This window comes from Bacillus sp. FSL K6-6038 (assembly GCF_038050455.1).
Lineage (GTDB): Bacteria > Bacillota > Bacilli > Bacillales > Bacillaceae_G > Bacillus_A > Bacillus_A pseudomycoides.
The window spans coordinates 4487308-4511664 of sequence record NZ_JBBOUH010000001.1 but is presented as its reverse complement, the minus strand read 5'-3'; the positions used below and the strand labels follow the sequence as shown (position 1 = coordinate 4511664).

The window sequence follows — 24357 nt, the reverse complement described above, 5'->3', positions numbered from 1 at the left end:
GGAGAGCTCCTTCACATTTTATTTTAAGTTCTCAGGATTTAAAGCTTCTAATTCAGGTACAACGAAGCGACCGTCTTTACGGATTAATACGTCGTCGAAGTAAATTTCACCGCCGCCGTATTCAGGGCGCTGGATGCATACTAAATCCCAGTGGATGTTAGAGTTGTTGCCATTCCATGCATCGTCATAAGCTTGTCCAGGTGTAAAGTGGAAGCTACCGTCGATTTTTTCATCAAATAGGATATCACCCATTGGATGTAAGATGTATGGGTTTACGCCGATTGCAAATTCACCAACGTAGCGTGCACCTTCATCTGTATCGAAGATTTTGTTAATGCGTTCTGTATCGTTTGCAGTTGCTTCAACGATTTGACCGTTTTTAAATGTAAGCTGTACGTTTTCGAATGTATAGCCGTTGTAAGGTGATGGCGTGTTATAAGAAACTGTACCGTTAACAGAATCGCGAACTGGTGCAGAGTATACTTCACCGTCTGGAATGTTCAAATGACCAGAGCATTTAATAGCTGGAATATCTTTAATGGAGAATGTTAAGTCAGTTCCAGGACCAGCAAGGCGAACTTTATCTGTTTTGTTCATTAATTCAACAAGGTTATCCATTGCTTTATCCATTTTGCCATAATCCAAGTTACATACTTCGAAGTAGAAGTCTTCGAATGCTTCTGTGCTCATTTTTGCAAGTTGTGCCATAGATGCATTTGGGTAGCGAAGAACAACCCAGCGTGTTTTTGGAACACGAATGTCTCTATGAACTTTTTTACCAACTGTTTGACCCTGGATCTTCATGCGTTCACTTGGAACGTCGGCTTGTTCGTTAATGTTATCGCCAGAGCGAAGACCGATGTAAGCGTCCATATCTTTCATTACGCTTGCTTCATATGCAGCGATTTGCTCGAAGTGTTCTTCAGTAGCGCCCATTAATAATGAGCGATCGACTTGATGATCTTTCAATGAAACAAATGGGAAACCACCAGCTGCATAGGCTTCTTTTACAAGTGCAGTTACAAGTTCTTTTTGCAAGCCAAAGTTTTCAATCAATACTTTTTCGCCTTTTTGTAAGCGGATTGAGTAGTTAATTAAATTGTGTGCTAAAGTTTCAATACGTGGATCTTTCATATGTAAAGCCTCCCTACTAATTATGTATCCTTCCTTATTGTACCCTACTTGCTGGAATTTGTTTAATGATTTATGGTACATTTGACGAACAAGTGTGAAAATTCTAATGAAATCACAAGGATTAGAACGAAACGGAAAATGATTGTATAATAGGAGAAAGTATGAAAAAGATAAAGGAAGTGATGAAATGCAAGTTCTTTTATACGTAAGTGCAGCTATAGCTGCCGTTGCTTTTGCAATTTTAGTGATATATACATGTAGAACATTATTATCATTGCAGAAGACGTTAGAAAATGTTGCAAGTACATTAGAAGGCTTAGAGAAGCAAATGCAAGGGATAAGCGTAGAGACAGAACAATTATTACATAAGACGAATGCATTAGCTGATGATATTCAGCAGAAATCTCAGTCATTAAATAAAGTAGTAGAAGGCGTAGATGGAATTGGAACAACAATTCATTCTTTAAATACGAAACTTCGCAATGTATCAGATTCTGTAACAAATGAAATTGAAAATAATGCAGACAAAGTTGCACAAGTTGTACAATGGAGTAGTGCAGCGATTGAAGTGTATAATCATTTTCGTGCTACTAGACAAGAGAAGAAATTAGAAAAAGCTGAGAAGAAGCTAGAGAAGGAAGAGAAAAAAGAGAAAAAAGAGAAGCGCTCTAGACTTCCAATTCGTATGAGAGGTGAATAAAGTGAGCATGACAAAAATCGAAACAATGGAAGAGTTTGAAGCATTATTAGAAACAGCGGAACCATATATTCTTTTTAAACATAGTACAACATGTCCAATTAGCCAAGGAGCCTACGCAGAATTTGAGGCATATTGTCAAGATGCAAAAGAAACACCTACTTATTATTTATACGTACAAGATGCAAGAGATGTTTCGAATCGTATTGCAGAGCACTTTGGTATTAAACATGAGTCGCCGCAAGTGCTATATATAAAAGATGGGGTAGCGGTATGGCATACATCCCATTGGAATATTAAGAAGCAAACTTTAGAAGAGAATGTGAAGTAGGGAGAAGTAAGCGGAGACGCTTGCTTCTTTTTTTAGGATTCATGAACTATGTAAATACAGATTGAAAAACTGATAGAAAACTGTTCTTTTTAGGTGGAAGAGAGGATCTACTCATGCATAGAAGTGGTCAGAGCCTCTTCTGCTCCCATGCCAAGTGAAAACAAAGAGAGAAAACGAGTGAAGGTTGAGTATGCTTTGTGTAAGTGAAAGGCAACAATATATATTTCAAATAAGAGAACGATTCCATTTACAATGTATATCATGTGACAACCTGATATCTATCGGATATAATAAATTATCTTAACCATGATAATAAGGTAATCTTTATATATAACTTGAAAGAGGTGGTTTTCTTATGGCATCACAAGAATTAGATCGTTTACGCTCTCAAATTGATCAAATGAACCTACAAATTTTAGAATTATTAAATGAAAGAGGTCGTCTTGTTCAAGAGGTTGGTAAGTTGAAAGAAGCACAAGGTGTGAAACGATTTGATCCTGTACGTGAGCGTAATATGCTTGATTTAATTGCTGAGAAGAATGATGGACCGTTTGAAACATCAACTCTTCAACATATTTTTAAACAAATTTTTCAAACAAGCCTAGAATTACAAGAAGATGATCACCGTAAAGCACTCCTTGTTTCACGTAAGACAAAGCCAGAGGATACGATTGTTGATATAAAAGGTGAAAAAATTGGTGATGGCAATCCTCACTTTATTATGGGACCATGTGCGGTTGAAAGTTATGAGCAAGTGCGCCAAGTTGCGGAAGCAATGAAGGAACAAGGGTTAAAGCTAATGCGCGGCGGTGCATTCAAACCTCGTACATCGCCGTATGATTTCCAAGGGCTTGGCTTAGAAGGCTTGCAAATTTTACGACAAGTGGCGGATGAATATGATTTAGCGGTCATTAGTGAAATTTTAAATCCGAATGATATTGAAAGGGCATTAGATTATGTTGATGTCATTCAAATTGGTGCTCGTAATATGCAAAACTTCGATCTACTCAAGGCTGCTGGATCGGTGAAAAAGCCAGTATTGTTAAAACGTGGTTTATCAGCAACGATTGAAGAATTTATGTATGCGGCAGAATATATTATTGCACAAGGTAACGGAGATATTATTTTATGTGAGCGCGGCATCAGGACGTATGAAAAGGCAACGCGTAATACGCTTGATATTTCTGCTGTGCCAATTTTGAAGAAAGAAACACATTTACCTGTCGTAGTGGATGTAACGCACTCTACAGGACGACGTGATCTCTTATTACCAGCTGCAAAAGCAGCGATGGCAATCGGTGCTGATGCGGTTATGGCTGAAGTACATCCGGACCCGGCTGTTGCGTTATCAGATTCAGCGCAACAAATGGATATTCCAGAATTCAATGAGTTTATGAAAGAATTAAAAGCATTCCGCGGTAGATAGTCAGAAGGGGCTGTAGGGTCTATGTGACACTTGTTGCATAGACTTTTTTGCAGAAAATGTCCTTTTTTACATAAAAAATACGAAAATAGGAGAAAAGAAGCGAATTTTTTCGAAACTTTTGCGGGAAAATATTGTATGAGCCTGCATTTTTATCGTATCATTAGTAAAAGGACTCGGGAGTGACATCTTCAAGTAGAGTTGATGTCTTTTTTTCATTTTAGTGAACCGATACATAAAGATAGATAACATAATATAGAAGGAGTGTGCGAAGAGATGAACGTAACAATCTATGATGTAGCGCGCGAAGCGAATGTTTCGATGGCAACCGTATCACGTGTTGTAAACGGTAATCCAAATGTAAAGCCTACAACAAGAAAGAAAGTATTAGAAGCAATTGATCGTTTAGGATATCGCCCAAATGCGGTAGCACGTGGACTAGCAAGTAAGAAAACAACAACAGTAGGTGTTATTATTCCAGATATCTCTAATACGTTTTATGCAGAACTTGCACGTGGAATCGAAGATATCGCAACAATGTACAAATATAACATCATTTTAAGTAACTCTGACCAAAATAAAGAAAAAGAGTTCCATTTATTAAATACAATGCTTGGTAAACAAGTGGACGGTATTGTATTCATGGGTGAAGATATTACAGATGCTCATGTAGAAGAGTTTAAAAAGTCTCCAGTACCAATCGTTTTAGCAGCATCATTTGATGAGAACAATGAAACATCATCAGTAAATATCGATTATACACAAGCAGCTTATGATGCAATGAAGCATTTCTTAGCACAGGGGCATAAACGTATTGGTTTTGTATCAGGCCCTTACATTGATAAAGCGGGAAGCGCAAAGAAATTACAAGGTTATAAAAAAGCTTTAGAAGAAGCTGGTATCGCTTATGATGAAAATCTTGTAATCGACGGAGATTACACATACGACTCAGGTCTAGAAGCATTTGAAAAGCTTTGGGAACTTGATCAAAAACCAACAGCAATCTTTGTATCTTCAGATGAAATGGCACTAGGTGTAATTCATGCAGCACAAGATGCAGGATTAAATGTACCAGAAAACGTAGAAGTACTTGGTTTTGACAACACACGCCTTGCATTAATGGTACGCCCGCAGCTTTCAACAGTTGTACAACCAATGTATGACATCGGTGCAGTAGCAATGCGTCTACTTACAAAATACATGAACAAAGAAAACGTAGAAGATCATACAGTTATCTTACCTCACCGTATTCAATTTAGAGATTCAACGAAGTAAGAATAGGAAAACTCACAGGGAATCCTGTGAGTTTTTTTTGTTCTAATGATATAAGATGTAATTTCTTTCATTAAGAAAGGGATTTAATACTAGCAGATGAACCTACGGCTAGCTTAGATGTTGAAAATGAAAAAGTAATACTAGAGTATTTGAAACAATTGAATGAAAAAGGAAAAACAATAGTAGTTGTTACACATAATCAAGATATATTGCCTTATTTTTCGCGTGTCATTCGTTTACATGAATTGTTTTAAAGATAGAGGAGAGTGCAGAGTTATGAGAAGGAATTTTCATAATTCTGCACTTTTCTATTTCTCAAAGCAACTGATTCTTCTTAGTTGTACGAATAAAAAAGAATAACATGGATTATGATCTTAATTATTTTCAATAAACGCCCATAGTTCATCTGTATTACGCAGATTATTATCTATACACATTTGCGCAGTTATTTTGAATCCTGTTAACAAATCATCAATTTGTAAAGTATGATAATTCTCTATATCTCCTTCCCTCTAGCATACTCTGTTTAACAGTACTCCAACATTCATCCCCTACCTCAAGCACTTGCAGGACATAGTCCGTGTGGTAGGGAGGGGGCATTCACCGGTAAAATTTCCTACAATTACGAAATGTCATGTATAATAGAAAGAAAAGGTTTGTGAGGGGGGAAGAAAAGATGATCGTTCTTTGGATGATTACGCTTTGTATGACTACTGTTTTTGCATATATGACGTTAAAACAAAATGGTCTAAAGCGCTTTGTTCCAGGAAGTATTCTTGCAGGAATTGCCCTTATCACGTATGTAACTTCTATTTTTATTGAAAGTATTTCAGTGAATTTGAGCACAAGCTTCGTATTTGTTGCAATTACATTATTTGCAGGTTCTATTATGATATTAGTGGTTGCCGGTATTATTTTGTTCATTCATATGAATTCGGAAACGCTATAAGATATAAAAAAGCATGTCCTATATGGGCATGCTTTTTATCCGTTCAATTATGCGTTGTCTTTTGAAGTATTTTGTTGTTTCAATAAGTCGCGAATTTCGCCAAGAAGTACTTCTTCTTTTGTTGGTTCTGGAATTTCTTCTACTTTTTCTTCTTCTTTTTTGAATGTTAGTTTGTTGAAAACTTTAATAAATGCAAAGATAGCACCTGCGATGATTAAGAAGTCAAAGATAGTTTGGATGAAGTTACCATACATAATAGCTGTTTTACCAAATGTAATTTTCAAACCTGTAAAGTCGATACCACCCATTAACATACCGATTAATGGTGTGATAATATCTTTTACTAAAGAACTTACAATTTTTCCGAAAGCAGCTCCGATTACAACCCCGATAGCTAAATCAATAACATTCCCTTTTAGGGCGAACTTTTTAAACTCGTTCCACATTTATAATTCCCATCCTTTCCACGACTCAGTATGAAATTTATAATTCCTATCAACATATTCTATAGAAGTTTGTGATAGAAATAAAGGGAAAATGGGAGTGAAAGTAAATTCTGAAAAGTGTATCCGTTTCCTTCTATAAAATCCAAATTATGTGATTTATTTTTTTTCGATAGATTGTAATAATGATTCTAGCATTTGTTGGGATTTTAATCCTTCTACTCCATCAACTAGTGGCTTTGTATCCCCTTGTACACAATCGATGAAATGCTGCACAGCATCCTCAAATCCGCGTTGTTTTAATGTTGTTTCCCATGAAGGGGAACCGCTTTGTGTAATGCGATTATCTTGTTCAATCTCTAGTAGGTTCATGTTTTTTACACGAATGATTTTCCCTGTTGTCACAAGTTCGATTTGTTCTAAATTTGTTCCGGCATGGCGATGCATAGCAGTAGAGAGTAATGTGCCATTTGTGCTTGTATACGTATGATGACCATAAAAGAGTTCGTTTTTTTCGTTAGTTTGTATCATATTATGAACAACACGAAGATCATCATCAGCTAACCAGCGTGCTGTATCGACGATGTGTAAATAATCATCAAGCATTGTGAAGTCATATGTATATGGACCAACTTTGTTTGTGCGATGTTTTTCAATACGAATCCATGAAATATCATTTGCTTGTTCTTTTGCAGCAACGTACATTGGAACGAAGCGACGATTGAAGCCAACCATAAGTTTTCGGTTATGTTTTTCGCTTAGCTCTACTAATTTTTCAGCCTGTTCGACAGTGGCAGCTAATGGTTTATCAACGTAAACATCGATTCCTTTTTGAAGAAGTTCGGAAACGATTTCATAATGTGTTGCAGTGGAACTATGGACAAATATTGCGTCACATTCTGAAGCGAGAGTTTGTAAATTAGAGAAGTCTTGAATACGATATTGCTTACAGATTTGTTTGCGTTTTTCAGCGTTTGGTGTAAACGCTCCCACAAATGTCCAATCTATTTCCTTTGTAAGTGTTGGAAGATAAGCTTTTTGAGCAATGTTGCCTAGTCCTATCATACCAATCCGAGGTTTATTCATATGTTTTCCCACCCTGCTATGGATTTTTATAAGTTGTATAGTTGTATAGCAACTATACTGTAGCATATGTATTAGAAGGAAACAAAGATTAAAGTTTTGATATACCCGAAGTACTCTTTTACTGCAAGCACTTCGGATGATTATATTACAAAGCCGTTCAGTTCAAGTGAATGAGTTGCAAGAGTAAAAGCACATATCGCTCGTTATGAACGATTATCTGGAAATATGATCAAGAAGCAAGTGATTTAGTACTTGCTGCTTTCATGCTGTAATGGTTTATAGAAAGTTTTAATAATAGACGAAAAATGATCGCTTTCTTCTAAAAAAGGATAATGGTTGCTATGTTCAAACGGAATAAAGATAGAACCAGGTATACCTTTGTGCATCTCGATAGAATATTGCACTGGACACTGAACGTCATGATTTCCACAAATGATTAATGTTTTTGCTGTAATAGATGAAAGCTGATCTCTTAAGTCGAATTGTGGGTATTCGTTAGCGAAAGCGTTCATCCGACTTACAGCCATTGTTTTATAAATCGGTTTCGAGAAGTATGTTTTATAGCGTTCTGGCTCATATAAAGATAATTTTGTTCGTTCAGATGATAATACACTTCGCTCTTTTGGAGTAAGATTAGGGAGTTTCAATTCTTCGATGACATCTTGCATATATTGAAATTGTGGATGGCTTGGATGATAAATACAATCTGTTGTTTCTGTATAGTTACTAGCAGCGGCACCGACAACAACTAAGGATTGCAAGGAGATAGGATAGGTAATTGCATACAGAAGACCAAGCATACCACCTGTAGAATGACCAGCGAAATGCCACGCTGAAAGGTGCAGTGATTCTTTTATTGCTTCTAAATCTTCAATTGTTTCGCTCATACTTAATTCATGTTCCGTTGTAGCTTTCGCAGAATGACCAGCATTTCTTAAATTAATAAGAAATACTTGGTGAGTAGAAGTAAAGATTTCAGCAAAATAATCACCAGATTCGTTAAACTCGGAGTAATGATGTGTAACGCATAGTGGGTCACCGCTGCCTTTTATAAATACTTCAAAAGTACCACGCTTTGTATGTAAGAGTTTTTGTTCCCACATAAATATCACCTTTCATAAAAAAGAATAGGAGAAAGTCCCCTATTCTTATCATTTAATATAAAGCCTTTTTCGTATTATTCCGAATAATTTCAAGGGATTTTGCCACTGTTAATGCATTTTTTTCTTCAATTTCTGGCTTTCGAGGGATAGGGCTATACATGTTGTTAGGGTCTTCCCATGTGATGGGAAGTTCAATAGGTGCTTGTCCTTTCCAAGCTTCAATCCATTCTGGGGGGAGATAACCTGAGATGTTTTGGATATTGTTCATTTCGAGCCAAATGAGTGCCCATGCTCTTGGAACGACGCGCCATATATCATAGCCGCCACCACCAACGGCGATCCAGCGTCCGTCGCAGTATTCATTGGCGATTTCATGAGCAAGCTTTGGAATTTCACGATAAATTTGCATCGTTGCACAAAGGTGAGTAAGAGGATCGTAATAATGTGCATCGGCTCCGTTTTGCGTTAAAATGATATCCGGTTTAAAGTAAGCTGCGACTTCTTTTACCACGGTACGATAAGATTGTAAAAAAGATTCGTCTTCTGTAAAGGCATCGAGTGGAACGTTAAAAGAATAACTATAGCCAATACCTTGACCGCGCTCGTTTACAGCGCCGGTTCCAGGAAATAAATAGCGCCCAGTTTCATGTAGTGAGATGGTGCAGACGTTAGGGTCATCATAAAAGGACCATTGTACACCATCACCATGATGGGCATCTGTGTCAATGTATAAAACACGCAATCCATATTTTTTTTGCATATATTTTATAGCAATCGAGCTATCGTTATAAATGCAAAAACCAGATGCTTTGCCGCGAAATCCGTGGTGCAGGCCACCACCTAAATTTAATGCATGCTTTACTTGACCTGAAAGAACGGCATCTACAGCTGTTAATGTACCGCCAACAAGTAATGCGCTCGCTTCATGCATATTTGGAAACATCGGTGTATCTTCTGTTCCAAGACCGTATGACATGGCGATTGATCTTTCTAATTTTCCTTCTCCAGCACGTTTTACCGCATTTATGTATTCCTCTGTATGAATGAAAGCAATCTCCTCATCTGTTGCCATTCGCGGTGGAATGACTTGAGAAGGGTGAATCAGCCCACTCTTTTCTAGTAAATCGTAGGTGAGTGTAACACGAAGCTGATTAAAGGGATGTTCAGGGCTAAAGGAATAGCCCCGAAAATCATCTGAATAAATGAAGGCACTCTTCATGCCTGCATCCCCATTATGTTTGGCCATAAGACATGATAACCTTTTTGCTCTAATGTTTCGATCACTCTTAGAGGATTCATCGTTTGAATGCGGAAAACGAGTACTTTATCATTCTCATCTCTTGCTGGATAGACGAGAACGCTCACAATATTAATATGTAAATCACTAAAAATAGCAACTACCTTTCCGAGAATACCAGGTTCATTTTTTACTTGAATTTCAATTTGTGAACTTGGCTGATGGGCACCTGTAAGTTTGACGAGTGTATGTAATACTGTGGATTCTGATATGATTCCAACAAGCTTTCCGCCCTTTGTAACAGGAAGACAGCCAATTTTATTTTCAAAAAATAACGTCGCAATTTCCTCAACAAAATCGAGAGGATGACACGTCATTACTGGCTGTTTCATAATTAACTGAATCGGTTGTTTAAGCATATCCATTGAAACTTGTTCATCGAGAATTGAAGGACTTGCATCACGTACATCGCGGTCAGAAATGATACCGACTACGTTGTTGTTATGACCAACAATTGGAATGTGACGAATGCCCTTTGTACGTATTGTTCGAATTGCGGTTTCGATTGTGTCATCTGGGTGCAGTGCGATTACATCATGATTCATAATTTCTTCTACAATCATTCCATATGTCCCCTTTCTTAATACATAAAACGATTTTTAAAGCGTAAACGGTCAAAATCTTGGATGGAATTTGTATCGACGCGGTTGCCGATACGAACCATTAAACAGTTAGCTGGGTGGGAACAAATTTCTGGATCATCTGTTGCCATCCATTCTAGTCCGCCGGCATTCATCATCTTTTCCATTACTTTACGGTATTCCCAAACATTTAAACCAGTTTGTTTTAAATCCCAGTGCCAATAATATTCAGTCGTTAATATAATATAATCTTCCATATGATCATCCATCATCGAAACCTCTAATAGATTTTTTCCAACCGAGCATCCGCGAAATGCGGGAATGACTTCAATTGCTCCGAGTTCAATTAAGTTTTCCATGTTTCCTTCTGACCATCGTTCTAGCGGATCAGGATATAAATATGTAACATATCCGACAATTGTTTGGTCATGTCTTGCGATAATGAGACGAGCTTCTGGTAATTTAGAAATTTCGACAATCGCTTTATATTGTTGATCAGCGGGACGAAAGGCAACTAAGTCTGGATGAAATTCATACATTTCAAGATTATGGGTAGATACAGGACCTTCAATGATTAAGGTTCCTCGCGTTGTTTTTAAGTTTCTTGCATTATATATTTTTTTATGAATCAATGTTTTGCTCACCACCTTGAGGGTTTGTGAATCTACTATATATTATCGTACTTTATAATATATGCGATGTGAATCGAATTTTGTCAGTAAAAATTTGTCTAAAAATCAACAAAAATACTGAAAATTTTAAATAATGTTATTATAATAGATAATAGAATACATAGGAGGGAGATGTAAAGTATGAAAGTAGAAACGCTTCCAGTTATTAAAGGAGAAAATAATTTGTTGAATTATGAAGAAACATATGCAGGTTTCAACTGGGAAGAGGTTAATAAAAACTTTTCTTGGTATGAAACAGGGCGAGTAAATATGGCATATGAGGCAATTGATAAACATGCGAAATCTGATCGGAAAAATAAAGTGGCACTTTATTATCAAAATGGATCACGCAAAGAGAAATATACATTTAAAGAAATGAAGGAGTTCTCCAACAAAGCGGGAAATGTCCTGAAAAACTATGGTGATGTAGAAAAAGGAGATCGCGTTTTTATTTTCATGCCGCGTTCACCAGAATTATATTTCGCACTTCTTGGTGCAGTGAAATTAGGAGCAATTGTTGGTCCGTTATTTGAAGCATTTATGGAAGGAGCGGTGCGCGATCGTTTAGAAGATAGCGAAGCGAAAGTGTTAATTACAACGCCTGAATTGTTAGAGCGTGTCCCGCTTAATGATTTACCAGCGTTAAAAACAGTCTTTCTTGTTGGAGAGAATGCAGAAGAAGGCGGAAAACTTGTTGCGTTTAATCCATTATTTGAACAAGCTTCTAACAAACTTCAAATCGAATGGTTAGACCGTGAGGATGGATTAATTCTTCATTATACATCCGGTTCTACAGGGAAGCCAAAAGGTGTTCTTCACGCACAGAATGCAATGGTGCAGCATTATCAAACGGCAAAATGGGTGCTTGATTTAAAAGAAGACGATGTATACTGGTGCACAGCTGACCCAGGCTGGGTAACAGGAACTGCTTACGGGATTTTTGCGCCGTGGTTAGTAGGTGGATCAAATGTCGTTTTAGGGGGACGTTTTAGTCCAGAGGCATGGTACGAAGCGTTGCAAGATTACGGTGTAACAGTTTGGTATAGTGCGCCAACAGCATTCCGCATGTTAATGGGAGCTGGCGAAGAAGCGATTAAGAAATACGATTTATCAGCACTCCGTCACGTACTAAGTGTTGGTGAACCATTAAACCCAGAAGTAATTCGCTGGGGAATGAACGCATTTGGTCTTCGAATTCATGATACATGGTGGATGACAGAAACAGGTGCGCAAGTGATTTGTAATTATCCTTGTATGGAAATTCGCCCAGGATCAATGGGGAAACCGATTCCAGGTGTGAAAGCAGCGATTGTTGATAATGAAGGGAATGAAGTACCGCCATATACAATGGGGAACTTAGCGATTGCTAAGGGCTGGCCATCGATGATGCGCGCAGTTTGGAACAATCCGCAAAAATATGAGTCTTACTTTATGCCGGGAGATTGGTATGTATCAGGTGACTCTGCTTATATGGATGAAGATGGATATTTCTGGTTCCAAGGGCGTATTGATGATGTCATTATGACTTCTGGTGAGCGCGTTGGTCCATTTGAAGTAGAAAGTAAATTAATTGAACACTCTGCGGTAGCAGAAGCTGGTGTAATCGGTATTCCAGATCCAGTGCGCGGTGAGATTATTAAAGCGTTTATCGCACTGCGCGCAGGTTATGAAGCATCTGATGAATTAAAAGAAGAGATTCGTCAATTTGTGAAAAAAGGACTTGCAGCTCATGCAGCGCCAAGACAAATTGAGTTCCGAGATAAACTACCGAAAACGAGAAGTGGTAAAATTATGCGACGCGTGTTAAAAGCGTGGGAGCTAAACTTACCAACAGGTGACTTATCAACAATGGAAGATTAAGAAAGAAAGGTCTGAACGTATATTTCGTTCAGGCTTTTCTTTTTTTGTGCTATCATAAAGGATGAACAACTTATATATACGTGTTGAAGGGGATGCTATCATGAAAACAGAAAAAGAAAAAATGATACAAGGGGAAATGTATGTACCTGCTGATCCAGTGTTAGTAGAAGGTAGGGAGCATGCTCGTATATTAACAAGAAAATTAAATGAAACACCGGAAACAAAATATGAAGAGCGTAGTTTAATTGTAAAAGAATTATTTGGATCAACAGGTGACAACATTCATATTGAATCTTCTTTTAAATGTGATTATGGCTACAACATTCATGTTGGAGAAAACTTTTACGCGAACTTTGATTGCATCATTTTAGATGTATGTCCTGTCACAATTGGTGAGAACTGTATGCTCGCTCCAGGTGTCCACATTTATACAGCAACACATCCACTTGACTGGGTCGAGCGCATAAGTGGTGCCGAGTTTGGGAAGTCAGTAACAATTGGGGATAACGTTTGGATTGGCGGGAGAGCCATTATTAATCCGGGTGTGACGATTGGTGATAATGCTGTTATTGCTTCGGGTGCAGTTGTAACGAAGGATGTACCTGATAACGTTGTGGTTGGTGGAAATCCTGCGAAAATAATAAAAAAAATAAATTAAGCCTTGAACCAAGTGCCTCCCTCATCTGTATACATTTATGAAACAATAGACGAGGGAGGCCTTTATATGTTTAATAAATGGATGCTTATTTTTGCCTTAATAGGAATTATAGTCGTATTTTCTTGTGGTATGTTATTGCCTATGGCGATTGGATTTAAGGTTTCAATGATTACAGCCGGAATTATTATGATTGTTATGTTTTCTATCATTATTCCTTTTGATAAGAAATATATTGTGAGAAAAAAGGGGAATAAAATTGATTTTACAAAAACAAAAGTTTACTTTCGCTGGAATGTATTTGATACAATCTCTGCCTGTATTGCGGCATATGCTTGTCTATGTGTACAGGTGCTTAATTTTTTAGTTTTAAGCAGATTAACAATTCAAAATCCATATGTACAGTTTTTTACGAATCAAGCGCAGGTTTGGACATTAGTCGCAAGTATTTATTTAGTTAGCCGAATCTCTTTAACGCTAAAAGGAATAAAGGAGATTAAAAAACATGGCGCAGATTGGGATTGAGGAAGAGCTCATGCTTGCGTATCAAAATGGAGATAAGCAGGCTGGAGAAAAACTATATGTTTTGATCAAACCAGCGCTATATAAATTTTTGTATCGATTTAACCGTGATGAGCAATTGAGTATAGATCTCGTTCAAGATACTTTTTTAATGTTAGAACGTAAGAAGCATATGTATGAGATTGAAAAGGGGAAAATTAAAACGTATTTGTTTCAAATCGGTTATCGCCTTATGATTAATAAATTGAATCGAAGAAAAAAGTGGCGCTCTCTTTTACCGTTTTTAGTACCGATTCAGGAGAAGGAGTTTTCACAAGAAGACCGGCTCACCGTAAGAGAGGCAATTTTGAAAGTTCCTCGAGATCAGCGGGCTGTCCTTATTCTTTCTTATTATCATGATATGCCGCAAAAGGAAATTGCAGAGGTGCTTAATATTCCTGTAGGAACGGTGAAATCTAGGCTTCATAACGGCATTAAGAAATTGAAACAATTGCTGGAGGTGGATGAAATTGAACGAAAATCCCTTTGATAAGGAATATAGATTGAAACAGCATTTAGATAGCGATCATGTGGAAATTCCTGATTTTCTGCAAAAAGTTAATATGGGAGATCGTTTTTTACGTTTTCTGGCTTCTCCAGCAAAAGATCCTGTGGAAGCAACGATTGGAAATGATTTATCAATTGTGTTTCATGTATCGTTATTAGCTAGTGTTCCGATTCTTTCTTTGATTACGATATTCATCGCGAGTCTGTAAGGAATGGAATATCGAGAAACTTCCAGCTCTATTTGACATGCCTATATAAATGATGGTATAAAGAAAAGTATATAAATAATTGAGCGTGGAAAGGGAGAAGTAGTGATCATTTCCCTGTTTTAGAGAGCTGATGGTCGGTGAAAATCAGCACATAGATGATCGCGAATTACGCCCCTAGAGCATCTTTTTTCGATTGAATCGTATTCAAAAGGGAAAAGACGGTGCTGAGCCGTTATGTGAATGAGGTGGTAGGCTTTTGCCTGCAACTAGGGTGGTAACGCGATAATCAAAATCGTCCCTTATTTGAGGGGCGATTTTTTTATGTTTTCAAATTTCGCGCTCGATTAATTTAAAGGAGAGTATGTAGGATATGGGTATTTTACAAGATCTTGAATTTCGCGGACTAATTAATCAGCAAACAGATGCTGAAGGTTTACAACAATTATTAGAAAAAGAAAGCGTTAAATTATACTGTGGTTTTGATCCGACAGCAGATAGCTTGCACATTGGTCATATGTTACCAGTATTAATGTTACGTCGTTTCCAACTAGCTGGTCATCAACCAATCGCACTTGTAGGTGGCGGTACTGGTATGATCGGTGACCCAAGTGGTAAAAAAGCAGAGCGTACATTAAATACGAAAGATACAGTTGCTTACTACACGGAAAGTATTAAAAATCAGCTTTCAAACTTCTTAGAGTTTGAAAATGTAGAAAATCCAGCAACGATGGCTAATAACTATGATTGGCTTGGTAACTTAGATGTAATTACATTCTTACGCGACATCGGTAAAAACTTCGGTTTAAACTATATGTTAGCAAAAGATACAGTAGCATCTCGTTTAGAGACTGGTATTTCATTTACTGAATTTAGTTACATGATTTTACAATCATACGACTTCTTAAATCTATACCAACAACAAGGTTGCCGCCTGCAAATTGGTGGTAGTGACCAATGGGGTAACATTACAGCTGGTCTTGAATTAATTCGTAAATCAGAAGAAGATGCGAAAGCATTCGGTTTAACAATTCCGCTTGTTACGAAATCTGATGGTACGAAGTTTGGTAAAACAGAAGGCGGCGCAATTTGGTTAGATCCAGAGAAAACAACTCCTTACGAGTTCTACCAATTCTGGATCAATACAGACGACCGCGATGTTGTAAAATACTTAAAATACTTCACATTCTTATCTCATGAAGAAATTCTTGAGTTAGAAAAACAAGTATCTGAAGCGCCAGAAAAACGTGCAGCACAAAAAGCACTAGCTTCTGAAATGACAAAACTTGTTCATGGCGCTGAAGCATTAGAGCAAGCAATTAAAATTTCTGCAGCATTATTTAGCGGTTCTGTAGCTGAACTAACTGCAAACGAAATTGAGCAAGGTTTCAAAGATGTACCATCTGTAGAACGCAGTGCAGAAGATACAGTATTAATCGACTTGCTTGTTGAAAGCAAAATTTCACCATCAAAACGCCAAGCGCGTGAAGATGTAACAAATGGTGCAATTTACGTAAACGGTGAGCGTACACAAGCATTAGATTATGTTGTAACAGAAAAAGACCGCATTGAAGGTGAATTTACAATTATCCGCCGCGGTAAAAAGAAATATTTCTTAATTCGTTACTAATCAATACAGGTTTATAAAAAAGGCTTTGGGGAGACATACTCCTCAAAGCCTTTTTGTTTTAATCTTCTTTCTATGTTCATACGGAAATCACAAGTGAGGAGTATGATATATGTATAAGATAAAAGAAAGGAGTGGTAAAAGAAAATGTCACTAGAAGCGCTCATCATCTTTTCTTTGCTAAATGCTGGTCAGCTTGCGGAGAATACACAAAGTGATGTACATAAAAATCCTAAAGATGCTTATGTGTATGTGGAGAAACAAGAAGATAAATAAACTTTATTTTATATATAAGGGTAAGTTAAAAAAGGATGATAAAGATAGCGTTCGCTTTCGTTATCATCCTTTTTTAATAAGTGCTATAAGAACGAAAAAAGCCGATCCAAAGGATCGGCTTTTCGTCATTAACGAGAGTAGAACTCTACGATTAACGCTTCGTTGATTTCAGCAGCTAATTCAGCGCGCTCTGGTAAGCGAGTGAAAGTAGCTTCTAATTTATCAGCATCGAAAGTTAAGTATTCTGGTACGAAGTTGTTAACTTCGATCGCTTCTTTAACAACAACAAGGTTGTTAGATTTTTCGCGAACGCTGATAGTTTGACCAGGTTTTACACGGTAAGATGGGATGTCTACGCGAGCACCATCAACCATGATGTGACCGTGGTTTACTAATTGGCGAGCTGCACGACGAGTGCGAGCTAAGCCCATGCGGTAAACTAGGTTGTCAAGACGAGCTTCAAGAAGGATCATGAAGTTTTCGCCGTGTTTACCTGGCATTTTACCTGCTTGATCAAATGTGCGACGGAATTGACGCTCAGTCATGCCGTACATGTGACGAAGTTTTTGTTTCTCTTGTAATTGTAAACCGTATTCTGAAAGTTTCTTACGTTGGTTTGGACCGTGAGGACCTGGTGCGTAAGGGCGTTTTTCTAATTCTTTACCTGTGCCGCTTAGAGAGATTCCAAGACGACGAGACAGTTTCCAAGCTGGACCTGTATAACGAGCCATAGTTGACTCCTCCTTTAAGTGTTTTTATTTTCGTAAAATAAAAACAGACGTAATCGACATTTATGCGCATTTTGTTTTCATGTACCTTCGCTCCAGCAGCAGGGAGTTACGAGATACACCTCAAACGTGAGGAACAAAATACAAACGATAAACTCACATCACAAGGCTGCCTTTTTATTTTACACAAACGCTATTATATCTTTTGAATCTTATTTCGTCAAGTGAGTTCGTATTTTGTTTTATACATGTAAAGTTTGGAAATTACAAGAAGGAATTTAAAACAACATGAAAGAAAGGATAGCAACAGATAGAAAACGCTTACATAAAATAGAAACATAAGGGGGATGTTTGTATGAAAAAGAAACAGGTAGAAACAGCGCTGATTCATCACGGGTATGATTCCAAGATGCATAAAGGGAGTTTAACGCCACCGCTATTTCAAACTTCAACGTATACATTTGAAACAGCGCAGCAAGGAGAAGCAAGTTTCGCTGGGCAGGACCCATCTTACATTTATTCAAGACTTGGAAATCCGACTGTGGAATTGTTTGAGGAGCGTATGGCTGTTTTAGAAGGAGGAGAATCGGCGTTAGCGTTCGGTTCTGGAATGGCCGCAATTTCGGCGACACTTCTCGCATTTTTACGTGCTGGAGATCATATCATTTGCTCAAACGGTTTGTATGGATGTACGTACGGTTTTTTAGAAGTGTTAGAAGAGAAGTTTATGATTACACATTCATTATGTGATATGGAAACGGAAGAAGAGATTCAGGCAAGTATGCGTCCAAATACAAAGTTGATATTTGTTGAAACGCCCATTAATCCGACAATGAAGCTCATCGATTTAGAAAAGGTTATTAAAGTGGCAAAACAAAATGAACTGCTTGTCATTGTCGATAATACATTTTGCTCGCCTTATTTACAAACGCCTCTTACACTCGGCTGTGATGTTGTTCTTCATAGTGCTACAAAATATATTGGCGGTCACGGTGATGTTGTTGCTGGTGTGACGGTTTGTAAAACGAAGGAGCTAACTGAACAAATTCGGCCGATTCGAAAAGATATTGGCGGAATTATGGCGCCTTTTGATGCATGGCTTTTGCTGCGTGGTTTAAAGACGTTAGCTGTACGAATGGACCGGCACTGTGATAATGCGGAAAAAGTCGTGGCCTTTTTGAAAAATCACGAAAGTGTTGAGGCAGTTTGGTATCCAGAAGGAGAAATAGCATTGTCTCAAATGAAGCGCGGAGGCGGTGTGATTTCATTTACGATTAAAGGTGGAAAAGAAGAAGCACAGGCATTCATGAATGAATTGCAATTTATTACAATTGCGGTGAGTCTTGGTGACACAGAGACGTTAGTGCAACATCCAGCAACGATGACGCACGCTGTCATTCCAGCGGCAGTACGCCATGAAATGGGCATTTCTGATAATTTAATACGCTTATCTGTTGGATTAGAATCATGGGAGGATATTGTCTCGGATTTAGCGTACGCGTTCCAGAAGCAATCGAATGCATTTTCTCATGTGAATGGGGAATGAAAAAATGAGCCATCGATTTACTAAATAGATGGCTCGCATCTTTTACATATGTTTTAGGAGCGTTTCCACAAACTTCTCTAAGTAGTGCTGATCCACTTCATCGAAACGATTTTTTTCAGGACTATCAATATCGAGTACACCGATGACGGTGCCTTCTTTTATAATCGGTACAACAATTTCGGAATTAGAAGCGCTGTCACAAGCGATATGCCCTGGAAATTGATGAACATCTGCAACAAGTTGCGTTGTTTTTGTTTCAGCTGCTACGCCGCAAACACCGCGTCCAAATGGAATACGAACGCACGCAGGCATTCCTTGAAATGGCCCGAGTACAAGTTGATTTCCTTCTGTCACATAAAAGCCAACCCAGTTAATACGCTCTAAAAATTGGTTTAAAAGAGCAGAAGCATTTGCTAAATTTGCGACCACATTTGATTCACCTGTTAACAATGCATTAAGTTGTTTGATTACTGTTTCATATTGCTGCTCACGTGATCCTGCATAACCTTCTTTTGTAAACATGGAAACGGCACCCTTTCTATCGAGAAATGTAAAATCATAGCAAAATACGCTGTATTTCATATGACTTTGTCGATAGAAAATTAAAGGAATTTGTCTTAAAAGTCAAGAAATTTACATTATAGCTGTTCAGGGTGAGAGGAAGTGAGCGCATGAAGCAGACGAAACAAAAGGTAATTGATGCGGCAATTTCATTGTTTTATACGAAAGGGTACGATGGAACATCGGTGCGAGATATTGCAAAGCGGGCGGATGTGAATGTGGCTAATATTTCATATTATTTTGCTGGAAAGCAAGGTTTATTAGAACAGCTTATAACTGATTTTTTAGAAGGATATGTGGAGGTAATTGAAAGGTCATTTGAACAAAGAGAGTATTTGCCAGCTAAAGAAGTGATGAATCAAATTGTACGAGGAATTTTACGCTATCAGTTTGAGCATAGGGAACTTACTCGTTTTTTTTACCGAGAGCTTTCAATTGATACAACGTTGATCCGGGAAGTGATGACTGTTTATTTTTCTAAAGAAAGATATTATATAGAGCAAATCATTAAGCAGGGGCAAGTGCAGCAAGAGTTTCAAAAGGTGTCTTTTACAATGTTTATGACGCAATTAAAGGGCATGATAAACATGCCGTATTTATATCCACAATATATATCGGAGGTACTGCATTCGTTTCCATCAGAAACATTCTTTTTGGAAATGTATACGAAAGAAGTAGAGCAATGGATGGAACAAATATTATGTTTAACGCATATGTATTATCCGTTACCGAGAGCAGTCCATATGTAAAATACCCCCGCCATATTTTAGGTGGGGATATTTTTTGGCGTGTTTTTCAAGAAGTGATTTCTTCTTGGATACGCTCTTGCTTTCGTTGCCATAAGTTGTTGCATAGTAAAGCGATAATGGTAATCATCGCTCCAATTACTTCAATTTCTTCAATTTTATAGCCTCGAAAAATCGATCCGATAAGTGCCAGTACAGGAACTAAATTCATAAATAAAATACCGTTAATGGATGAAATATATCGATTGCCCATATTCCAACAAAAGACGGCGATAACTCCTGCGATAATCGACATATAAAATAGCTCAAAGCGAACTGTGACGATTGTATGGAGAGGCGGTACAGAAATCAAGTTTGTATACGTTAGCAAAGCCACAATAAGGACGAGTGAAATGGATCCGAATAAGCAAGTAAGTGCTGTATATCGAAGCGGTGACCAATTTTGAAAACGGGAACCACCATTTGTATAAATGACCCAACACATCACGCCGCATAACATAAATAGATTTGTGGAGACATGACTAGCGGCTCCAAATAATAGGTGAATATTACCTTTTGAAATGACAAGCATAACACCGATAAGTGCACAAAGCATACAAAGAAATGTATAGTTTTGTGGTTTTTTATTTTTTAAGATCCATTGTAATAGTAAAGCAAGCAGCGGCATAAGAGATTGAATCATGGCTGCATGAATAGCCCCTGAAGGTCCTGCTAATTGCTGTCCATAGAAAACAAGAAATCCGTATCCGGCAAAACCGACTGTACCATAAAATAACAAATGGAGAGCTTGTTTTTCTAAGTGAAAAGCGACTTTTCCTTCAATCATGAAGAGAAGAACAGTAAAAGTAATAGCTGCGGATCCATAGCGGATTGTTGTGAAAAAGAATGGATCTATAAACTGCAGAGCGCTGGCCATAACAGGAAACATAAATCCCCAAGCTGTTACGGCAAGTAAGCATAAAAGGGACCCAAGTAGCATTTGTTTTTTACTCACGAGTATCTTTCTCCTTTTTATTCCGATATTATAGTAAGTTCATAAAAATAAGCATGAGATGAGTATAGCGCTCGCTTTCTATGGATAGGAAATATTGATTTTTTATAGCGGTTATAACTTTTGGTTAGAGGTGTGTATCATATGGATTTTGAAGCAGTACAATCGTTTATTGAGGTGAAACATACAAGAAGTTTATCGAAAGCGAGTAAACTTCTGCATATTTCGCAGCCAGCCCTCAGTAAACAAATTCAAAGATTAGAGGCGGACTTAGGAGTCAAGTTATTAAAACGGTCTGCACAAGGAGTGGAATTAACAGAGGCTGGGGAGCTATTTATAAAACGGATTGAGCCAATTATAGAACAAATAAATGATGTGAAAGGAGAGTTGAAAGAGTATCAAGAGAAGAAAAAGATTTCAATTGGGGTATTGCCGAGTTTAGCTGCTCATTACATATCAAAATGCAGAGGTACATTAGAACAAATATATGAAGTAGAATGGCAAATTGAACATACGAAAGTGCTAATGGAATTATTTCGGGAGCGAAAGATTGACGCAATGTTAGTTGATTCAATCGTGGAAGGAGCAAAGCTTGTAAAAGAAGTAAGAAGAGAAAATATTGTTTGTGTTGTTTCGGATGAACATGCCTATAAAGATGAACATACGATTCAAATAAAAGATTTGCAGCATGAAAAACTTATTATTTATCCGGAAATTTGCGATATTAGAAAAATGATTATGACAATGTTCAAAGGGATAGGTGTTACGCCTACTATCGCCGTAGAAACATCCTACGCTGAGCCGATGCTTGCGATGGTTCGGGCTGGCCTGGGTATTACGTTGTTGCCAAAAATTGCAGTGGAGCAGGCAGTGCAAGATGGGATTCGTATTATACATGTGGAGCCAACGTTAACGAGAGTGGTTTATTTTATATCCCATAGAGAAGGTGTATCTTTATTACAGTCTTTCCAGTAAATGTTTATAAATGCAGCGGAGTATGGAAAAAGAAAATCGAGAAATTTTTAGAAGGAATATTACAAACGCAACAAAAGAAACAAGAAATTTTAAAAAAAACTAGGTCAAAAACACGTCATTACATGGTATGATTAGTACATTGTTAGTTGTTAAATATAGGGGATTTCCCTTTTTATACATAATGCCTTCCATTTCATAAACGGAACGGACAAAAAAAGAGATATAATAGGAGGCTATTTTACATGGATTCTATTCTGACGATCGTTATCATCGTAGTAAGCTCTATTCTAGTGCTGCTCATGATAGAGCTCGTGATAAGAAATCGTTTATATAAAGATATTGAAGCACTTGAGCAGTGGAAACAAGAAGTCAAAGATAAACCTGTTGCAGATGAATTGAAACGGGTTAAGGATTTAAATATGACTGGACAAACAGAGGAACTGTTTGGAAAGTGGCGTGAAGAATGGGATGAAATTGTTGCAAACCTTCTGCCAAAAGCTGATAAAACATTAGAAAATGCCCAAAAGTCAGCCTCACAATTTTCCTTCCGAAAAGCAAAGCGTTTGATGAGTGAATCCATTCGTGATTTAGATGAAGCGGATAACCGCATTACGGAGATTTTAAATGAGCTACAGCAATTATTAGAGAGCTATGAGAAAAATAGTTCGGAAATTGAAGGTTTACGTGATACATATCGTAGTATGAAAAAGAATGTATTGGCTCATCGTCATATGTTTGGACAATCCGAACAGAAAATTGAAGAGTTACTTGATATAGAATCAGCGAAGTTTCAAGAGTTTGACGAGACAACGGCAAACGGTGATTATTTAAAGGCACGTGATATTGTAAAAAGTTTGGAAGATGGATTGGCGAACTTAGAAATTATCGTTCATGAAATTCCTGATTTATTAGTGGAGTGTCAAGCAACATTACTGGTACAATTGGATGATTTATTACAAGGTCACGATGATATGAAAAAACAAGGGTATGTATTAAATCATTTAGAAATCCCTAAAGAAGTACGGGATATGAACAAACAACTACAAACATGTCTGATTGATTTAGAAGAGCTTCATATAACAGAAGTAAACGAGAAAATAGAAGGCTTAAAAAAGCGTTTGGATATGTTGTATGATCAATTAGAACAAGAAGTACATGCGAAGCATTATGTAGAGAAAAAGTCAGTTAGTATTTACGAAGATTTAGAGGAAATTCATGAAAAAGCAATTGAGACAAAATCCGAAACGCAATTTGTGAAACAAAGCTATCAGCTGCAAGACAAAGACATTGAATCACAAAAGTTGATTGAAAAACAAATGCATATTTTAATGAAACGCTTTGAAGTATTGCAATTACGTGTTGCAGAGCAAGATATTGCATTCTCTGTTATTCGGGAAGAACTGGAAGAGATTTATGAGCAATGTGAAACATTGAAGGTACTTCATGTAGAGTATAAAGATATGTTGCAAATGATGCGTAAAGAAGAATTTGAAGCGCGTGAGAAATTAAATGAAATGCGTAATATGATCATAGAAGCTAAACGCTTTATGCAAAAGTCTAACTTACCAGGTCTTCCAGAAAGCATTATGGAAGATTTACAAAGAGGACAAGAGGCAATGCAAGGTGTATATGAGCAGTTAGAATTAAAACCACTAAATATGAATGTTGTAAATAGTATGTTAGAAGAAACATATACAATGGTAAACGGTGTATATGAAAAGACGCAGGAGTTAATTGGACAAGCGTACTTAGTAGAAAAGCTAATCCAATATGGTAATCGCTACCGTAGTCATGATGTGGATTTGGCGCAAAGCTTAGAGAATGCAGAGAGATTGTTCCGCGAATATGAATATGATGCAGCTTTAGAACAAGCAGCTTCTGTTTTGGAACAACTTGAACCTGGTGTTGTACAAAAAATTGCTGAATTTGTTGATAATGAACAAACCCCTTGATGAAAAAGGGGTTTGTTTTTTTTGCACTGGATCTGTGTAAATTCTAGAGCGATATTGCTATAATGAATAGCGGAATACAGCAGTGTTTTTCGTTTCAAAATATAGAAGTATACTTCTGTATTGAAAAATGGAACCTTTGAGTATGTTTAGCGTAATTGCACGTATTTGTGATATGA

The 24357-nt window shown here is 37.4% G+C and carries 26 protein-coding genes, 1 pseudogene and 1 other annotated feature; of the genes and pseudogenes, 17 read left to right on the top strand and 10 right to left on the bottom strand.

Annotated features, from left to right (window positions below):
• Positions 1 to 18: 18 nt before the first annotated feature.
• Positions 19 to 1134 (bottom strand): aminopeptidase, encoded by a 1116-nt coding sequence (locus tag NSQ40_RS23720; protein ID WP_097786652.1) that lies wholly within the window; start codon positions 1132 to 1134, stop codon positions 19 to 21.
• 142 nt (positions 1135 to 1276) lie between these two features.
• Between NSQ40_RS23720 and NSQ40_RS23715 the strand changes: the two genes are divergently transcribed.
• From NSQ40_RS23715 to NSQ40_RS23695, 5 genes are all read left to right on the top strand, one after another.
• The gene (locus tag NSQ40_RS23715; RefSeq protein WP_003201109.1) at positions 1277 to 1834 is read left to right on the top strand and encodes a DUF948 domain-containing protein; all 558 of its coding nucleotides are present in this window, start codon (positions 1277 to 1279) and stop codon (positions 1832 to 1834) included.
• A 1-nt stretch (position 1835) separates the two neighbouring features.
• Positions 1836 to 2162 carry a bacillithiol system redox-active protein YtxJ gene (gene ytxJ / locus NSQ40_RS23710; protein WP_026008457.1) on the top strand — a complete coding sequence of 109 codons (327 nt, stop codon included), beginning with the start codon at positions 1836 to 1838 and terminating at the stop codon, positions 2160 to 2162.
• A gap of 355 nt (positions 2163 to 2517) precedes the next feature.
• Positions 2518 to 3588: a bifunctional 3-deoxy-7-phosphoheptulonate synthase/chorismate mutase gene (locus NSQ40_RS23705; protein WP_003201115.1), complete on the top strand. Its 1071-nt coding sequence runs from the start codon at positions 2518 to 2520 to the stop codon at positions 3586 to 3588.
• Between the two features lie 273 nt (positions 3589 to 3861).
• On the top strand, positions 3862 to 4860 hold the full coding sequence (gene ccpA / locus NSQ40_RS23700; protein ID WP_003201117.1) for a catabolite control protein A: 999 nt from the start codon (positions 3862 to 3864) through the stop codon (positions 4858 to 4860).
• Between the two features lie 676 nt (positions 4861 to 5536).
• Positions 5537 to 5809 carry a DUF3917 domain-containing protein gene (locus tag NSQ40_RS23695; protein ID WP_016116657.1) on the top strand — a complete coding sequence of 91 codons (273 nt, stop codon included), beginning with the start codon at positions 5537 to 5539 and terminating at the stop codon, positions 5807 to 5809.
• Between the two features lie 47 nt (positions 5810 to 5856).
• On the opposite strand, the gene mscL is transcribed toward NSQ40_RS23695, so the two are convergent.
• Both mscL and NSQ40_RS23685 read right to left on the bottom strand, forming a co-directional pair.
• Positions 5857 to 6255 (bottom strand): large conductance mechanosensitive channel protein MscL, encoded by a 399-nt coding sequence (mscL, locus tag NSQ40_RS23690; protein ID WP_003201122.1) that lies wholly within the window; start codon positions 6253 to 6255, stop codon positions 5857 to 5859.
• A gap of 156 nt (positions 6256 to 6411) precedes the next feature.
• Positions 6412 to 7338 carry a Gfo/Idh/MocA family protein gene (locus NSQ40_RS23685; protein ID WP_018782789.1) on the bottom strand — a complete coding sequence of 309 codons (927 nt, stop codon included), beginning with the start codon at positions 7336 to 7338 and terminating at the stop codon, positions 6412 to 6414.
• Between the two features lie 132 nt (positions 7339 to 7470).
• Here NSQ40_RS23685 and NSQ40_RS29545 point away from each other — a divergent pair.
• Positions 7471 to 7578: pseudogene (locus NSQ40_RS29545) on the top strand (DNA-binding response regulator); the annotation flags it as partial.
• A 5-nt stretch (positions 7579 to 7583) separates the two neighbouring features.
• Here the strand turns inward: NSQ40_RS29545 and NSQ40_RS23680 are convergent.
• From NSQ40_RS23680 to NSQ40_RS23665, 4 genes are read right to left on the bottom strand one after another with little or no spacing between them, the layout of a single operon-like run.
• Complete coding sequence (locus NSQ40_RS23680; RefSeq protein ID WP_003201125.1) at positions 7584 to 8441, bottom strand: alpha/beta fold hydrolase; 858 nt, start codon at positions 8439 to 8441, stop codon at positions 7584 to 7586.
• Between the two features lie 52 nt (positions 8442 to 8493).
• A complete protein-coding gene (locus NSQ40_RS23675; protein WP_080547253.1) occupies positions 8494 to 9660 on the bottom strand; it encodes an acetoin utilization protein AcuC in 1167 nt (388 codons plus the stop codon).
• Positions 9657 to 10301 carry an acetoin utilization AcuB family protein gene (locus tag NSQ40_RS23670; RefSeq protein WP_003201129.1) on the bottom strand — a complete coding sequence of 215 codons (645 nt, stop codon included), beginning with the start codon at positions 10299 to 10301 and terminating at the stop codon, positions 9657 to 9659. Before NSQ40_RS23670 ends, NSQ40_RS23675 begins: the two co-directional genes overlap by 4 nt.
• 17 nt (positions 10302 to 10318) lie before the next feature.
• Complete coding sequence (locus NSQ40_RS23665) at positions 10319 to 10951, bottom strand: GNAT family N-acetyltransferase (RefSeq protein ID WP_018764512.1); 633 nt, start codon at positions 10949 to 10951, stop codon at positions 10319 to 10321.
• Positions 10952 to 11131: 180 nt separating this feature from the next.
• Between NSQ40_RS23665 and acsA the strand changes: the two genes are divergently transcribed.
• From acsA to NSQ40_RS23630, 7 genes are all read left to right on the top strand, one after another.
• Positions 11132 to 12850, top strand: coding sequence for an acetate--CoA ligase (acsA, locus tag NSQ40_RS23660; RefSeq protein ID WP_003201133.1), 1719 nt, complete (start codon positions 11132 to 11134; stop codon positions 12848 to 12850).
• A 100-nt stretch (positions 12851 to 12950) separates the two neighbouring features.
• Positions 12951 to 13508 (top strand): maltose acetyltransferase domain-containing protein, encoded by a 558-nt coding sequence (locus NSQ40_RS23655; protein WP_098158885.1) that lies wholly within the window; start codon positions 12951 to 12953, stop codon positions 13506 to 13508.
• A 66-nt stretch (positions 13509 to 13574) separates the two neighbouring features.
• Positions 13575 to 14030 (top strand): hypothetical protein, encoded by a 456-nt coding sequence (locus NSQ40_RS23650; RefSeq protein ID WP_098158886.1) that lies wholly within the window; start codon positions 13575 to 13577, stop codon positions 14028 to 14030.
• Positions 14011 to 14556: an RNA polymerase sigma factor gene (locus tag NSQ40_RS23645; protein WP_098158887.1), complete on the top strand. Its 546-nt coding sequence runs from the start codon at positions 14011 to 14013 to the stop codon at positions 14554 to 14556. The genes NSQ40_RS23650 and NSQ40_RS23645 overlap by 20 nt, the downstream gene beginning before the upstream one ends.
• The gene (locus tag NSQ40_RS23640) at positions 14537 to 14782 is read left to right on the top strand and encodes a hypothetical protein (protein ID WP_098158888.1); all 246 of its coding nucleotides are present in this window, start codon (positions 14537 to 14539) and stop codon (positions 14780 to 14782) included. Before NSQ40_RS23645 ends, NSQ40_RS23640 begins: the two co-directional genes overlap by 20 nt.
• A 77-nt stretch (positions 14783 to 14859) precedes the next feature.
• Positions 14860 to 15085, top strand: a binding site (T-box leader).
• 67 nt (positions 15086 to 15152) lie between these two features.
• Positions 15153 to 16409 carry a tyrosine--tRNA ligase gene (gene tyrS / locus NSQ40_RS23635; RefSeq protein WP_098158889.1) on the top strand — a complete coding sequence of 419 codons (1257 nt, stop codon included), beginning with the start codon at positions 15153 to 15155 and terminating at the stop codon, positions 16407 to 16409.
• A 144-nt stretch (positions 16410 to 16553) separates the two neighbouring features.
• On the top strand, positions 16554 to 16682 hold the full coding sequence (locus NSQ40_RS23630) for a hypothetical protein (protein ID WP_003201148.1): 129 nt from the start codon (positions 16554 to 16556) through the stop codon (positions 16680 to 16682).
• Positions 16683 to 16810: 128 nt separating this feature from the next.
• Here NSQ40_RS23630 and rpsD read toward each other — a convergent pair whose 3' ends face one another.
• Positions 16811 to 17413 carry a 30S ribosomal protein S4 gene (rpsD, locus tag NSQ40_RS23625; RefSeq protein WP_003201150.1) on the bottom strand — a complete coding sequence of 201 codons (603 nt, stop codon included), beginning with the start codon at positions 17411 to 17413 and terminating at the stop codon, positions 16811 to 16813.
• Between the two features lie 352 nt (positions 17414 to 17765).
• Here rpsD and megL point away from each other — a divergent pair, with 352 nt between their 5' ends.
• Complete coding sequence (megL, locus tag NSQ40_RS23620; protein WP_098158890.1) at positions 17766 to 18956, top strand: methionine gamma-lyase; 1191 nt, start codon at positions 17766 to 17768, stop codon at positions 18954 to 18956.
• Between the two features lie 42 nt (positions 18957 to 18998).
• On the opposite strand, the gene NSQ40_RS23615 is transcribed toward megL, so the two are convergent.
• On the bottom strand, positions 18999 to 19478 hold the full coding sequence (locus NSQ40_RS23615) for a GAF domain-containing protein (protein WP_003208691.1): 480 nt from the start codon (positions 19476 to 19478) through the stop codon (positions 18999 to 19001).
• A gap of 149 nt (positions 19479 to 19627) precedes the next feature.
• Here NSQ40_RS23615 and refZ point away from each other — a divergent pair, with 149 nt between their 5' ends.
• Entirely contained in the window at positions 19628 to 20266 is a 639-nt protein-coding gene (gene refZ, locus NSQ40_RS23610) for a forespore capture DNA-binding protein RefZ (protein ID WP_018764506.1), read from the top strand.
• A 46-nt stretch (positions 20267 to 20312) separates the two neighbouring features.
• On the opposite strand, the gene NSQ40_RS23605 is transcribed toward refZ, so the two are convergent.
• The gene (locus NSQ40_RS23605) at positions 20313 to 21257 is read right to left on the bottom strand and encodes a DMT family transporter (RefSeq protein WP_098158891.1); all 945 of its coding nucleotides are present in this window, start codon (positions 21255 to 21257) and stop codon (positions 20313 to 20315) included.
• Positions 21258 to 21398: 141 nt separating this feature from the next.
• Here NSQ40_RS23605 and NSQ40_RS23600 point away from each other — a divergent pair, with 141 nt between their 5' ends.
• The gene (locus NSQ40_RS23600) at positions 21399 to 22229 is read left to right on the top strand and encodes a LysR family transcriptional regulator (RefSeq protein ID WP_003201160.1); all 831 of its coding nucleotides are present in this window, start codon (positions 21399 to 21401) and stop codon (positions 22227 to 22229) included.
• Between the two features lie 242 nt (positions 22230 to 22471).
• On the top strand, positions 22472 to 24181 hold the full coding sequence (gene ezrA / locus NSQ40_RS23595) for a septation ring formation regulator EzrA (protein WP_018764505.1): 1710 nt from the start codon (positions 22472 to 22474) through the stop codon (positions 24179 to 24181).
• Positions 24182 to 24357: the final 176 nt, after the last annotated feature.